A 13,602-nucleotide genomic window follows, 5' to 3' on the forward strand; every position below is an offset into this window, starting at 1 on the left:
TGAGTTAACGCCGGGGCGGCTTCGGCAGGCGCTTCGCCTCGGCGGCGAGTTCCGCGATATGGGCGTCGGCCTCGCGCCGGCGCTCCAGCTTCCGGCGGCGATCGAATTCCTCGTACTGCGCCTCGGCGCGCGCCTTGGCCTGGTCCGCGCTGACCGAGCCGCCGCCGCGGAGCACGGCGCGCCCGAGATTCTGCAATTGCCGGTCGAGAAGCTGGCGAGCCTCCTCCATCAGGACCAACCTGCCAATATCGAGCTGGTCTTCAAAGATGTCGAGCAGGATCGAAGTCAGGCGGTTCAGCTCCTTGATCTCTGCTTCGGTCAGGTAGTTCTTGGAGACCGTGGCGTCCTGCTTGCGGATATTCTCGGCCGGCCAGCTTTGCAGCCCCATGTCCGGTGCTTCGCAATCGACTCGGTGGCTGACGATTTCCGCGGGCGTATGCGAGGTCACCGCGTAGACCAATTTGGCTTGCGTGCGCTGGAAAAATTCGCGCGCGACGGCGGCCGAGCCATCATAGTCCTGACACATCGAGCAGATTTGGCGCAGCTCCTGGTAGAGATTCGCCTCTTCGGAGCGAAGGTCGCGGATGACCTCGCGCAGTTCGGCGATGCGGCCGGCATTGCCGGGCTCCTTGAGCCGCCTCGTATCGACGACGAAGCCTTTCCTGGCGAACTGGACCAGAATACCGGTCGCCCAGCGGCGGAAAAGGGTCGCGTGCGCGGACGAGACGCGGTAGCCGATCGAGATCACCATATCGAGGCTGTAGAGGGTCGTCGGGCGTCCCATACTTGTTTGCATTTTTTGCAAAGAAGTCGCTTCGTCCAGCTCGCCCTCTTCGTGCACATTGGCGATGTGACGAGAGATGGTCGAGATATCGCGGCCAAACAGTTGAGCGATCTGCGCCTGCGTCATCCAGAGCGTTTCACCTTCATAGCGAATGTCGATGCGAAGGCCCTGTTCGGTCCCGTAGACGAGGAACAGATCGCCCGTCTCGGAATCCTCCTCCAGTCGAACCGGCTCCGCCTGATCCCCAGCCATACGCGCCCCTGCCTCCGCATGAGAACAAAGAGAATACAAATCTTCCGAAAGAAGCAAGCGGAGGGCGCAGGGCCGTGCACAAGCGAAGCGTGTACTCTGCCGAGCCAGGATGCGCTGTTCGGTCAGCGTCTGCCCGCCCCTTCCTCTCCCGTCGCGAATCCCGCACAATCGCGGCGATGCGATTTTCCCTGTTCAAGCGGCAGCCCGATCCGGACCGGATCGAGGTCGCGCATGCCGGCGCCATCTATCCGGTCGCCGTGAAGCGACGCGCCGCGGCGCGGCGCATGACGCTGCGGGTTTCGCAGGCGACCGGCGAGGTCACGCTGACCCTGCCGGAGCGCGCCGATTTCGCCCTGGGCCGCAGCTTTGCGCAGAACCATGGCGGCTGGATCGCGGCAAGGCTGGCCAAGCGCCCGGCCGGCGTGCCGTTCGAGCCCGGCGCGTTGGTGCCGCTGCGCGGCACGCCCCACCGCATCATGCACTGGACCAAGCTGCGGGGTGTCACCCGCGCCGCGCTTTCAAGCGATGGCGAGCCGATCATCACGGTCTGCGGCGAGGCAGCCCATGTCGCAAGAAGGGTCAAGGACTTCCTGCGCCGCGAGGCGCTCGCCGATCTCGAGCGGGCCGTGCGGGTCCATACGGCGACGCTCGGCATCCCCGCCCGCAAGATCACCATCCGCGACACCACCAGCCGCTGGGGCTCGTGCTCGTCGAAGGGCCATCTCAATTTCTCCTGGCGGCTGATCCTGGCGCCGCCTTTGGTGCTCGACTACCTCGCCGCCCATGAGGTCGCGCATCTCAAGGAGATGAACCATTCGCACCGCTTCTGGGCACTGACCCACAAGCTCTGCCCACGCACCGAGGAGGCCGAAGCCTGGCTAAAGCGCCATGGCGCCTCGCTGCACGGCTATGGCTGAGCGCCGGTCTCAAGGCTTGGGCACGCCCTCGCGGATCAGCCGCGAGAAATCCGGGTCGTCGAGCGAGATCGTCTTCGCCCGCTCGCTGATCCGGCCGAGCCGGACCAACTCCGCCAGCGGCAGATCCTGCCGGACCGCGCCGATATCCTTGAGATAACCCGGCAGATAGCCGGAGAGCAGGACGCGCGGGTCGAGCGGCAGCGTGAAGCTCCAGCCCGGCGAGACCGAGGCGACGAGCCGGTAGACCACCGTGGTGCAGTTCGTGGCGATGGTGTTGTACCAGCGCGGCTGCGCCGCGAGCCGGTTCACATCAGCGGCATAGGCGAGCAGCACCTCACGCGCCTGTTCCGGCGAAGCGCGCAGACGGAACATCCGGACATCCTCGCCGCGCGCATGGGTGCGCAGGCCGACGACATCGCGCTCATCGGCCGTGACATAGGCCATCTCGTAGACCCGGAAGAAGCCGGCGAGCGACGACCATTCCTCGCCCTTCTCGCGCCTGACCTCGATCGAGAAGGTAAGCGGCAGGGAATCGCTGAAATTGAAGCTGACCAAGAGATGGGCGATCGCCTCGCCCGACCAGTAGGAGAGGAAAAGATCGATGCCCTCGACCTTGCTCAGGTCGTAGCTGCGCGTCTCCCAGCGCTGGTCGTAATCGGCTTCGGTACGCCAGCGGAAATTGCGGAAATTACTGACGGTGAGCTTGTCGCCCTCGCGAGCGATCTCGGGCAGCCGGGCGAGCTCGGGAATCCAGTCGCGCTGATGCGAGGGCTGCATGCTGCCCCACCAGCCGAGCAGGCCGATGAAGAGCACGGCGAAGGACAAGGGCAGCCGCGGCGCACCGGTCCACAGGCCGATCGCGCCCGCAAGGCCGGCGAGCCCGAAGGCGACCGCACCGGCGGTGCCCATCGCCCCCGGCACGCGAAAGACCAGGAGCCCGGCGCCCCACAGTGTGGCGCCGAGAACAACGAGCGTCAGCAACGCTTGCAGGAGAAAAAGAAAGAGGCGGCTCATCGCCGCCTCTCATAGCATGTTCCGCAAAAGTGGTAGCCACTTTTGCGATCAGAACATGCTCAAGGTCTTGATCTGGCGCGAATTCTTGTCGTTCTGCCGATATCGGCCGAACGGAACGCGCGCCAGCATGACGTTGCGACGCACGCTCAGGCGGCGAGCGAGTTCGTCGGCGCCGCCGCCTTCACCGCGTCGTCGACATGGGCCTCGAACTTCTCGAAGTTCTTGGCGAACATGCCGATCAGGTTCTTGGCGGTCTCGGCGAAAGCGGCTTTGTCCTGCCAAGTCTTCACGGGATAGAGGATGTGCGGCTCGACGCCGGGCACCGAAGTGGGAACGGCGAAGCCGAAATAGGGATCCCGGCGGAAATCGGCGCGGTTCAGCGACCCGTCGAGCGCCGCCGTCAGCAGGCGCCGCGTGACGCGGATCGGCATGCGCCGGCCGACGCCATAGCCGCCGCCGGTCCAGCCGGTGTTCACCAGCCAGCAATCGACATGGTGCTTGGCGATGAAGTCGCGCAGCAGATTGGCGTATTCCGACGGGTGGCGCGGCAGGAAGGGCGAGCCGAAGCAGGTCGAGAACTCCGGCTGCACGCCGACCAGACCGCGCTCGGTGCCGGCGACCTTGGCGGTGTAGCCGGAGAGGAAGTGGTACATCGCCTCGGCCGGGGTCAGCTTGGCGATCGGCGGCATCACGCCGAAGGCGTCGGCCGTCAGCATCACGATGTTCTTCGGCGTGCCGGCGCGGCCGGTGCGCGAGGCGTTCGGGATGAAGTCGAGCGGATAGGCCGAGCGGGTGTTCTCGGTCTTGGTCTGGTCGTCGAAATCGACCTCGCGCGAGATCGGATCCATGACGATGTTCTCGAGCACCGTGCCGAAGCGCTGCGAGGCCGCATAGATCTGCGGCTCGGCCTCGGCCGAGAGCTTGATCGTCTTTGCGTAGCAGCCACCCTCGAAATTGAAGATGCCTTCCTTCGACCAGCCATGCTCGTCATCGCCGATCAGGGTGCGGTCGGGATCGGCCGAGAGCGTGGTCTTGCCGGTGCCGGAGAGTCCGAAGAACACGGCCGGATCGTCATTGCGCCCGACATTGGCCGAGCAGTGCATCGGCACCACGCCCTTGGTCGGCAGCGTGTAGTTCAGATAGGTGAAGACCGACTTCTTCATCTCGCCGGCATAGGCGGTGCCGCCGATCAGCACGATCTTGCGGGTGAAGTCGATCGCGATCACCGTCTCGCTGCGGCAGCCATGGCGCTTCGGGTCGGCGCGGAAGCTCGGCAGGTCGACGATGGTCAGCTCGGGCACATAGGAGGCGATCTCGGCCACCTCGGGGCGGATCAGGAGATTGCGGATGAAGAGCGAATGCCAGGCGAATTCGGTGAAGACGCGGGCCTTGACCCGGTGAGCCGGATCGGCGCCGCCATAGAGGTCCTGCGCGAACAGCTCGCGCCCCTCGGCATGTTTCAGGAAATCGGAGAGCAGGACATCGAACTGCTCGGACGAGATCGCGCCGTTATTGTCCCACCAGACGGTGTTCTCGGTCAGCGCGTCGCGGACGACGAACTTGTCCTTGGGCGAACGGCCGGTATGGCTGCCTGTGTCGGCGCAGAGCGCGCCGCCGCGGGCGATCTGCGATTCGCCGCGCTTCAGGGATTCCTCATAAAGCCGGGCCGCCTCGAGGTTCCAGTAGACCGCCTTGAGCCGCTGCAGGCCGAACTTGTCCGCGCCATGGGCGGCGTTGACGTGACCGATGGTCTCCACTGGCAATTCCTCCTGCCATGTAGCCGCCTGCTTTGGACGCCGGCGCTTGCGAATGAAACGGGGTCAGATGAAGCGACCCGCGCTGAAGGGCGATGACTGCGACGGCTCTTTAGGCGCATGACGAGGCCGGCTCAAGTCACCTGGAGCGGGGCAAGCCGGCGGATCACCTTCTAAATCGTTTGAAAAAGCAGGCGTGGTGAATCGTCGCGGTCAGCTGCCGGCTCGCGCCTTGGCGGCGAGCGCGACGAGGGTCTTGCGCAGGGCATCGGGGCTGGTCACCGGCTCGTCGAAATTCAGCCGCAGCACCTTGTCGCCGAGCGAGAGATCGCAGCCATCGGGGTCGAGGCCGCTGATCCGCCAGGCGCCGTCCTTGGCCCCGAGCAGTGCGGTGGCGTAGAGCCTGACCGCGTCGGCATGGTCGGCATTCATGTGCGCGACCGCGCCTTCCTCGGCCTCGATCAGGGCCTGTGCCTGGGTGCAGTCGCTCACGAGATCGGCCGCCTCCAGTTCATAGGCCTTGCCGAAGCCGCCATTCAGGCTGGCGCGCCCGAGCCTGAGGGCGAAGAAGGAGAAATCCGGAAAATCGGCATAGAGCGACGCCCTTGGCTGGCGGGCGAGGAAGCGCCGGCGGATGCGCCGGCCCTCCGCGCTGTCGCGCTCGACCTTCTGCGCTCGGACCTGGAGGGTGATGCGGGGATGGGCGAGCGGATCACCCTTGCCGCCGGGCGCGAGCAAGAGCGAGGCGCGCGGATCGGCCTCGAGATTCCCGGTATGGCCGGAGAGCGCCGAGATCAGGATCAGCGGCGTGCCGTCGACATCGGTGGCGAGGCTGGTCAGGCTGGCGAAGGGATGGCCCTCGCGCGTCAGCGTCGCCAGCGCGGCCGAGCGCGTGCTGCGCAGCAATGTCTTCGCCAGACCGCGCGCCGTCGCATCGGTCGGGCGGATCGGGTCGATCGCCATGGCACTTTTCCGTTCCTGCAGGGTTTTTCAGGGTGAGACGTAGCGAAACCGCCTCGGCATGGCTAGATTGCAGCCATGCTTTGGCCGTTCTCGCGCGAGAGTGGACCCTTTGATTGCAACGTCGAGAGATGAAAGCCTTATGCCAACCATTGCGCTGGTCGACGACGACCGCAACATCCTGACGTCGGTCTCCATTGCACTCGAGGCCGAAGGTTACCGGATCCTGACCTATACCGACGGCGCCTCGGCGCTGGACGGGTTGAAGCAGAATCCGCCCGACCTCGCCATTTTCGACATCAAGATGCCGCGCATGGACGGGATGGAGCTGCTGCGCCGCCTGCGCCAGAAATCCGATCTGCCGGTGATCTTCCTGACCTCGAAGGACGAGGAGATCGACGAGCTCTTCGGCCTGAAGATGGGCGCCGACGACTTCATCCGGAAGCCGTTCTCGCAGCGCCTCCTGGTCGAGCGCGTCAAGGCGATCCTGCGTCGTGCCGGCGCCAAGGACGCCGCAGCCCCGGCCCGCACCGAGGACGCCAAGGCGCTCGAGCGCGGCCTGCTGCGCATGGACCCGGAGCGCCACACCTGCACCTGGAAGGGCGAGGCGGTGACGCTGACGGTGACAGAGTTCCTGATCCTGCAGTCGCTGGCGCAGCGCCCGGGCGTGGTGAAGAGCCGCAACGCCCTGATGGATGCCGCCTATGACGACGAGGTCTATGTCGACGACCGCACGATCGACAGCCACATCAAGCGGCTGCGCAAGAAGTTCAACCAGGTCGATCCGGAGTTCGACATGATCGAGACGCTGTACGGCGTCGGCTATCGCTTCAAGGAGAGCTGAGCCCGGCATCGGTGCCGCCGATAACGGATTCACAGGCTCGCATTGCGAGGATATGAGCCGGTTATGGCGACGATCGAAAAGGAAGGGACCCACCCTGCCGCTCCGGGCTGGATTTCGACGCTGCGCCGCCGGCTGGCGCTGATCGGCCGGCGCGCGGTGCGTGCCGTCTCGGCCCGCGCCGCCTCGAGCCTGACCCGGCGCATCGTCGTCCTCAACCTCGCCGGGCTCGTGGCGCTGCTCGTCGGCTTCCTCTATCTCAACCAGTTCCGAGAGGGGCTGATCGAGGCACGGGTCCAGAGCCTTCTGACCCAGGGCGAGATCATCGCCGGCGCGATCGCCGCCTCCGCCACGGTCGAGACCGACACGATCGCGATCGACCCCGACAAGCTCTTGCAGATGCAGGCCGGCGAAAGCGGCATGATCGCCGAGGACCCGCTCGATTTCTCGATCAATCCGGAAAAGGTCGCGCCGCTGCTGCGCCGGCTGGTCACTCCGACCAAGACGCGGGCCCGGATCTACGACAAGGACGGGATGCTGACGCTCGATTCGCGCAACCTCTACTCGCGCGGCGACATCATGCGGCTCGACCTGCCCCGCGTCGGCGAATCCGACGAGCCGCCGCTGCTGGAACGGACCTGGAACCTGTTCCGCAACCGCCTCGGGCGCGCCGACCTGCCCGTCTACGACGATTTCGCCAATGCCAACGGCAAATCCTATACCGAAGTCGCCCGCGCCCTCGCCGGCTCGCCGGCCAGCGTGGTGCGCGTCAACACCCGCGGCGAGACCATCGTCTCGGTCGCCGTGCCGGTGCAGCGCTTCCGGGCCGTGCGCGGCGCCCTGCTGCTCTCGACGCAGGGCGGGGACATCGACAGCGTCATCACCGCCGAGCGCTACGCCATCTTCCAGGCCTTCACCGTCGCCGCCGGTGTGATGATCGTGCTTTCGGTGCTGCTCGCCGGCACCATCGCCGAGCCGATCCGCAAGCTCGCCGACGCCGCCCAGCGCGTCCGCCGCGGCGTCAAGTCGCGCGAGGAGGTCCCGGACTTCTCCAGCCGCCATGACGAGATCGGCCATCTCTCCGCCTCCTTCCGCGAGATGACGCGCGCGCTCTACGACCGCATCGAGGCGATCGAGAGCTTCGCCGCCGACGTCGCCCATGAGCTGAAGAATCCGCTGACCTCGCTGCGCAGCGCCGTCGAGACGCTGCCTTTGGCGAAGAGCGACGAATCCCGCAGCCGCCTGCTGGCGGTGATCCAGCACGATGTGAAGCGGCTCGACCGGCTGATCTCGGACATCTCCGACGCTTCGCGGCTCGATGCCGAGCTCGCCCGCGACGACGCCGTGCCGCTCGACGTCGCGCAATTGCTCGAGGCGGTGGTCTCGGTGCAGAACCAGACCCGCCGCGAGGGCCAGCCGGAGGTCGAGCTCTCGATCGAGCGGCGCGGGCAGCGCCCGGCCGCGCCGGCCGGCAGCAACGCCTTCCGCGTGCTCGGCCACGATTCCCGCCTAGGACAGGTCATCGTCAACCTGATCGAGAACGCCCGCTCCTTCTCGCCAGCCGACAAACCCGTGAGGATCAAGCTCTCGCGCGTCGCCGCAGATGTGCTGATCACCGTCGAGGATGACGGGCCGGGCATTCCGTCCCATGCGCTGGAGCGGATATTCGAACGCTTCTACACCGACCGGCCGGAACATGGCTTCGGCCAGAATTCCGGCCTCGGCCTGTCGATCTCGCGCCAGATCATCGAGGCGCATCGCGGCACGATCCGGGCGGAGAACCGCTACGAGTCCGAGCAGTCGGAAGGCGAGGACAAGCCGCTGGGCGCGCGCTTCGTGGTTCGCCTGCCGGCTGCGCCGCAACCGGCATGAGCAAGATGAAACGTCCCGAGACCCTGCATGCCGGCGCCGTCGCGATCGGCGAGACCGGCATCCTGATCCGCGGCCCTGCCGGCTCCGGCAAATCGAGCCTCGCGCTCGCCCTGATCGGCCTGGCGCGGGCGCAAGGGCAGTTCGCGCGGCTGGTCTCCGACGACCGCACCGGGATCGCGGCCCGCGCCGGGCGGCTGATCGCCCGGCCGGTCGCACCGCTCGAAGGACTGGTCGAGCGCCGCGGCCTCGGCCTGACACCCGAGCCGCATCTCGGCGCCGTGGTGATCCGCCTCGTCGTCGACTGCGGCACCGAGCCGCAGCGCATGCCGGAACCCGAAGAGCTGGTCGATACGCTGGCGGGCATCGCCCTGCCGCGGTTGCGGGTGGCCGGGCGGGCCGGCGACGAGCATCTGGTGCTCGCGGCACTCGCACTTTTCACCGGGGCGGCCTAAGCTCAGATTCGACGAGTTCGAGACAAGCGCTTGCCTATCCTTCGCACCTGCCGCATAAACCGCGACCTTGTCCGGGCGCCACAGGCGCTCTCCGGTGGTGTTGAATGATCGGACTCGTGCTTGTGACGCATGGGCACCTGGCGACGGAATTCCGCGCCGCCCTTGAACACGTCGTCGGCCCTCAGGAAAACCTCGCCACGATCGCCATCGCCCCCGATGACGACATGGAAGGTCGTCGCCGCGACATCATCGCGGCAGTCGAGCAGGTCGAGAGCGGCAAAGGCGTCATCGTGCTCACCGACATGTTCGGCGGCACGCCTTCCAATCTCGCCATCTCGGTGATGGAGCCCGGCCGCATCGACGTCGTCGCCGGGATCAATCTGCCGATGCTGATCAAGCTCGCCAGCGTGCGCGAGGAAAAGACCCTCGACGAAGCCGTCACCAGCGCGCAGGATGCCGGCCGCAAATACATCACGGTCGCCAGCCGCGTGCTTGCGGGCAAATGAGGGCCGAATTGGACGAGATGCGCGAAGAGGACTGCGACTGTTCGGAGGTCGAAATCCCGGCCGGGGCCGTCCATGGCGAGTTCGAGATCGTCAACAAGAAGGGGCTGCACGCCCGCGCCACGGCGAAATTCGTGCAATGCGCCTCGGGCTTCGACGCCGACATCACCGTGAGCCGCTGCGGCGAGACCGTCGGCGCGACCTCGATCATGGGCATTCTGACGCTCGGCGCCGGCATCGGCTCGACCATCACCGTCGTCGCGCAGGGCAACGAGGCCCAGCAGGCCCTGAAGGCGCTGGAAGCGCTGGTCGCCGACAGGTTCGGCGAAGGCGAATAGGCTTCGGCCGTCTTCCCGGGCGGAGCGCAACGCAGACCCGGGCACCCCTCGCAGAACGAGACAACAGCCCTGTGCGCTCGCCACATCTTGCCTCGGTCAGGCCGGGCATCACGCGCTTGCCCGCCCGCGGCAGCAAGACATAAAGACATCTTTATATCTTTGATTGCGCTCTGCCGGCAGCCCTGCTAGAGAGCCCTCCATCATCGCAGAACCATCGATTGGAGCGCTCCCGTGTCGAAGCAGGACTACGTCGTCAAGGACATCACGCTTGCGGATTTCGGCCGCAAGGAGATCAACATGGCCCAGGACGAGATGCCGGGCCTGATGGCGATCCGCGCCGAGCACAAGGGCAAGAACCCGCTGAAGGGCGCACGCATCGCCGGCTGCCTGCACATGACCATCCAGACCGCGGTGCTGATCGAGACCCTGAAGGATCTCGGCGCCGATGTGCGCTGGTCGTCCTGCAACATCTTCTCGACCCAGGACCACGCCGCCGCCGCGATCGCCGCCACCGGCACGCCGGTCTTCGCGATCAAGGGCGAGACGCTGGAGGAGTACTGGGAATACGTGCTGCGCACCGCCACCTGGGGCGATGGCGGCACGCCGAACATGATCCTCGACGATGGCGGCGACCTGACCATGCTGATCATCCTCGGCGCCGAGGCCGAGGCCGGCAATGCCGCCTTCCTCGACAAGCCGGGCAATGAGGAAGAGACGATCTTCTTCAAGCTGATCAAGCGCGAGCTCGCCGCCAATCCGGGCTGGTTCACCAAGACCCGCGCCGCGATCAAGGGCGTCTCGGAGGAGACCACCACCGGCGTGCACCGCCTCTACGACCTCGCCAAGGCCGGCCGCCTGCCCTTCCCGGCGATCAACGTCAACGACAGCGTCACCAAGTCGAAGTTCGACAACCTCTATGGCTGCCGCGAGTCGCTGGTCGACGCCATCCGCCGCGGCACCGACGTGATGATGTCGGGCAAGGTCGCGGTCGTCGCCGGCTATGGCGACGTGCTGCGCCAGGCCGGCTGCCGCGTGCTTGTCACCGAAATCGACCCGATCTGCGCCCTGCAGGCGGCGATGGAGGGCTATGAGGTCGTCACCATGGAAGACGCCACCTCGCGCGGCGACATCTTCGTGACCGCCACCGGCAATTGCGACGTCATCACCGTCGACCATATGCGCGCGATGAAGCACCGCGCCATCGTCTGCAATATCGGCCATTTCGACTCGGAGATTCAGGTCGCCGGCCTGAAGAACTTCAAGTGGGACAACGTCAAGCCGCAGGTCGACGAGGTCGAGTTCCCCGACGGCAAGCGCATCATCCTGCTCTCGGAAGGCCGCCTGGTGAATCTCGGCAACGCGACCGGCCACCCGTCCTTCGTGATGTCCTGCTCGTTCTCGAACCAGACGCTGGCCCAGATCGAGCTGTGGAACCACCACGCCAAGTACGAGAACAAGGTCTACACCCTGCCCAAGCATCTCGACGAGAAGGTCGCGGCGCTGCATCTCGCCAAGGTCGGCGCCAAGCTGACCGTGCTGACCGAAGCGCAGTCGAAATATCTCGGTCTCGCGCAGACCGGCCCGTTCAAGCCGGAACTCTATCGCTACTGAGCGGCAAGAACCGCTGAGACGACGAAAGCCCGGCCTCGCGCCGGGTTTTTTTTCATGGCGCCTGTGCTGCGGCCCCTCAGCCGGCGGCGGCCGCAGCTACGGGCTCGCTGCGGACAGGGCCAAGCCCGGCGACCGCTTCCTCGATATCGTGGGCAATGAAATCGACATCGACCGCGGCGGCACTCTCCTCGGCTCCACGCGGCTCGGCCGGATCGCGCCAGAACACCAGACCGATCCGCAGACCGGGCCGGGCCCGCTTCAGCCGCCGCACCAGGAAGCGGCCATGACGCAGGGAATCGCGGCTCAGCAGGCAGAGCAGGACCGCGTCCGGCCCCGCGGCGAGCAGCGCCCGCAGCCTTGCGGCCTCCAGATCGGCGAAGCCGGCGCTTGACGCGTCCGCGCCCTGATGGAGCAGGACCTGCGCGAGCATGGCGGCGCTCGCATCGTCGAGGGCGTTCCTGCCACCGAGACAGAGGATGGTCCGGCCGGCCAGCGCCGGCAGCCGCCCATCCCGCCCGGCTTCGCCGCCAGGCTGCGCGGCCTCGCCCTTCTCGGCCTCGTCCGAACCGGCCCGCGGCTCCGCGAACTCGCCGAGATTGGCGACCAGGGCGCGCGCCGTCGCCGCGACGCTCTCGCGCTGCTCGGCGCTCATCACCCCGCGGGCGCGATCACGCTCGGCGAGGATCAGCGCCGGGATCGCGACCCGGGCATAGACCTCGGGCAGGGATTGCTCCTCGAGCAGCTCGTCGAGCTGGTCGGTCGCCTCGTCCGGGTCGTTGGCGAGCAGGCGCTGATAGAGCCGGGCCTCGGGATCGAGCACCGGTTCGCTGCCGAACAGGACCTCGAAGAAGCGGAACTGCGGCACATGCTTGCCGAGGACGACGAGGCAGACGGTCAACGGCGTCGAGAGCACCAGGCCGACCGGCCCCCAGAGCCAGGTCCAGAAGATCGCGGCGACGATGATGGCGAGCGGGGATAGCCCGGTCCCCGAGCCATAGAGCCAAGGCTCGACGACATTGTTGCTGATCAGCTCCATGACGAGAAAGAGCGCCACGACCCAGAGCACGAGCGACCAGTCCGGCGAGACCGCGACCGCCAGGAAGAGCGGCAGCACCATGGAGATGGCGGGGCCGATATAGGGCACGAAGCGCAGGATGATGGCGAGCGCGCCCCAGAGCATCGCGTTGGGGATGCCGATCAGCCAGAGGCCGAGGGCGACCGGAATGCCATAGGTGACGTTCACGACGAGCTGCATCAGGAGATAGCGGCCGACGCGGCTGCCGGCGTCCTGCAGCGCTTCGGTGGTCCGGTGCAGGTCGCTGTAGCCGACCAGGCGGATGAAGCGGTCGCGCAGATCCTCCCGCTCGAGCAGCATGAAGATCACCACGACGATGACCAGTCCGGCGGTCGCGAGCGGCCCGACCAAGGACAGGATCATGCTGGTCAGCAGCTGGATGGGCCTCTCGGGCGAATAGATTTCGACGAGGATCGGATTCGCCGGGCGCTGGCTCTCGACGGTCTGGCTTGTATCCTCGGGCTGGCTGATCTCCTTGCCGACCCGCTCGACGGCATCGGTGATCCGCTTGACGATGCCGCTGCCGGCGCCCGTGTCCTTGGCCGACCTGATCTTCGTCAGAATATTCGACTGATAGGTCGGCAATTGCTGCGCGAGCTCGCCGACCTGCGTCACGACGACGAAGCTGAAGGCGGAGATCGCGATGAAGGCCGCCGTGACCGCGGCGATGACCGCCGGCATGCGGGGCATGCCGGATTTGCGGATCATCGAGACGACCGGCGCCAGTGCGAAGGTGAGGAGCACCGCGATGGCGAGAGGCATGAAGACCTCCCGGGCGAAATAGAGCACCGCGATCGCGCCGACCAGCACCATCAGCGGCGGCAGGGCCTCCGGCATGATCGTCGCGCCGGTGAAAGACCCCGCCTTGCCCGAATCCGGCAGCCGCGCCTGCCCGTTCTCTCGCCCGCTCGCCATCGCACCCCCCTCTATCCGAGCCGACAACGCGGCACCGGCGAAAATGATCCGGTCGTGCACCGCGAAAGCACCGTGCTCCGGTCCTGGCCGGCCCCGCTCCCGGCCGTCCCGTTTCGGGGCTGCGCCGCCCGATCCGACTTTACCGTCGATTAAGCACTTCCTGCCGGACTCTCCCGATGAGTAGAGTGGCAGTGATTCGAGCCCTAGACCGCCCAGGCGGGTCGCGGCCGGATTTCGTTCACTGGTGGCTTTGCGGCGTTGCGGCGTGGATTCTTTCCAAGGCCGCGGCGCGCGTTTGCAATGGCGGTCTCCCT

The 13,602-nt window shown here is 66.6% G+C and carries 12 protein-coding genes; 7 read left to right on the top strand and 5 right to left on the bottom strand.

What is annotated here, in order from left to right; genetic code table 11:
* Positions 1–4 precede the first annotated feature (4 nt).
* Positions 5–1,036 (bottom strand): RhuM family protein, encoded by a 1,032-nt coding sequence (gene rhuM, locus J0J10_RS09280; protein WP_291646208.1) that lies wholly within the window; start codon positions 1,034–1,036, stop codon positions 5–7.
* A gap of 176 nt (positions 1,037–1,212) precedes the next feature.
* Here rhuM and J0J10_RS09285 point away from each other — a divergent pair, with 176 nt between their 5' ends.
* Complete coding sequence (locus tag J0J10_RS09285) at positions 1,213–1,953, top strand: M48 family metallopeptidase (protein ID WP_291646209.1); 741 nt, start codon at positions 1,213–1,215, stop codon at positions 1,951–1,953.
* 9 nt (positions 1,954–1,962) lie between these two features.
* On the opposite strand, the gene J0J10_RS09290 is transcribed toward J0J10_RS09285, so the two are convergent.
* The 3 genes from J0J10_RS09290 to J0J10_RS09300 all read right to left on the bottom strand — a co-directional run bounded on the left by J0J10_RS09290 (position 1,963) and on the right by J0J10_RS09300 (position 5,684).
* Positions 1,963–2,967 (bottom strand): Lnb N-terminal periplasmic domain-containing protein, encoded by a 1,005-nt coding sequence (locus tag J0J10_RS09290; protein WP_291646210.1) that lies wholly within the window; start codon positions 2,965–2,967, stop codon positions 1,963–1,965.
* A gap of 146 nt (positions 2,968–3,113) precedes the next feature.
* On the bottom strand, positions 3,114–4,724 hold the full coding sequence (locus J0J10_RS09295; protein ID WP_291646211.1) for a phosphoenolpyruvate carboxykinase: 1,611 nt from the start codon (positions 4,722–4,724) through the stop codon (positions 3,114–3,116).
* Positions 4,725–4,934: 210 nt separating this feature from the next.
* Positions 4,935–5,684, bottom strand: a complete 750-nt coding sequence (locus tag J0J10_RS09300; RefSeq protein ID WP_291646212.1) for a HugZ family pyridoxamine 5'-phosphate oxidase — start codon at positions 5,682–5,684, stop codon at positions 4,935–4,937.
* Between the two features lie 139 nt (positions 5,685–5,823).
* Between J0J10_RS09300 and J0J10_RS09305 the strand changes: the two genes are divergently transcribed.
* The 6 genes from J0J10_RS09305 to ahcY all read left to right on the top strand — a co-directional run bounded on the left by J0J10_RS09305 (position 5,824) and on the right by ahcY (position 11,298).
* Complete coding sequence (locus J0J10_RS09305) at positions 5,824–6,525, top strand: response regulator transcription factor (RefSeq protein WP_291646213.1); 702 nt, start codon at positions 5,824–5,826, stop codon at positions 6,523–6,525.
* Positions 6,526–6,588: 63 nt separating this feature from the next.
* Entirely contained in the window at positions 6,589–8,394 is a 1,806-nt protein-coding gene (locus tag J0J10_RS09310; RefSeq protein WP_291646214.1) for a sensor histidine kinase, read from the top strand.
* Complete coding sequence (locus J0J10_RS09315; RefSeq protein ID WP_291646215.1) at positions 8,391–8,846, top strand: HPr kinase/phosphorylase; 456 nt, start codon at positions 8,391–8,393, stop codon at positions 8,844–8,846. The genes J0J10_RS09310 and J0J10_RS09315 overlap by 4 nt, the downstream gene beginning before the upstream one ends.
* A gap of 104 nt (positions 8,847–8,950) precedes the next feature.
* A complete protein-coding gene (locus tag J0J10_RS09320; RefSeq protein ID WP_291638490.1) occupies positions 8,951–9,352 on the top strand; it encodes a PTS sugar transporter subunit IIA in 402 nt (133 codons plus the stop codon).
* A 17-nt stretch (positions 9,353–9,369) separates the two neighbouring features.
* Positions 9,370–9,687, top strand: a complete 318-nt coding sequence (locus J0J10_RS09325) for an HPr family phosphocarrier protein (RefSeq protein ID WP_291646238.1) — start codon at positions 9,370–9,372, stop codon at positions 9,685–9,687.
* Positions 9,688–9,918: 231 nt separating this feature from the next.
* Positions 9,919–11,298 (top strand): adenosylhomocysteinase, encoded by a 1,380-nt coding sequence (gene ahcY / locus J0J10_RS09330; protein ID WP_291646216.1) that lies wholly within the window; start codon positions 9,919–9,921, stop codon positions 11,296–11,298.
* A 76-nt stretch (positions 11,299–11,374) separates the two neighbouring features.
* Here the strand turns inward: ahcY and J0J10_RS09335 are convergent, their stop codons facing one another.
* On the bottom strand, positions 11,375–13,288 hold the full coding sequence (locus tag J0J10_RS09335) for an AI-2E family transporter (protein ID WP_465247178.1): 1,914 nt from the start codon (positions 13,286–13,288) through the stop codon (positions 11,375–11,377).
* Positions 13,289–13,602 lie beyond the last annotated feature (314 nt).

Source organism: Allobosea sp. (assembly GCF_017308075.1).
Taxonomy (GTDB): domain Bacteria; phylum Pseudomonadota; class Alphaproteobacteria; order Rhizobiales; family Beijerinckiaceae; genus Allobosea.

Bases quoted from the DNA above. Each gene is read 5' to 3' on its own strand.
- rhuM (WP_291646208.1), bottom strand. From the start codon at position 1,036: ATGGCTGGGGATCAGGCGGAGCCGGTTCGACTGGAGGAGGATTCCGAG.
- J0J10_RS09285 (WP_291646209.1), top strand. From the start codon at position 1,213: ATGCGATTTTCCCTGTTCAAGCGGCAGCCCGATCCGGACCGGATCGAG.
- J0J10_RS09290 (WP_291646210.1), bottom strand. From the start codon at position 2,967: ATGAGCCGCCTCTTTCTTTTTCTCCTGCAAGCGTTGCTGACGCTCGTT.
- J0J10_RS09300 (WP_291646212.1), bottom strand. From the start codon at position 5,684: ATGGCGATCGACCCGATCCGCCCGACCGATGCGACGGCGCGCGGTCTG.
- J0J10_RS09305 (WP_291646213.1), top strand. From the start codon at position 5,824: ATGCCAACCATTGCGCTGGTCGACGACGACCGCAACATCCTGACGTCG.
- J0J10_RS09310 (WP_291646214.1), top strand. From the start codon at position 6,589: ATGGCGACGATCGAAAAGGAAGGGACCCACCCTGCCGCTCCGGGCTGG.
- J0J10_RS09315 (WP_291646215.1), top strand. From the start codon at position 8,391: ATGAGCAAGATGAAACGTCCCGAGACCCTGCATGCCGGCGCCGTCGCG.
- J0J10_RS09320 (WP_291638490.1), top strand. From the start codon at position 8,951: ATGATCGGACTCGTGCTTGTGACGCATGGGCACCTGGCGACGGAATTC.
- J0J10_RS09325 (WP_291646238.1), top strand. From the start codon at position 9,370: ATGCGCGAAGAGGACTGCGACTGTTCGGAGGTCGAAATCCCGGCCGGG.
- J0J10_RS09335 (WP_465247178.1), bottom strand. From the start codon at position 13,288: ATGGCGAGCGGGCGAGAGAACGGGCAGGCGCGGCTGCCGGATTCGGGC.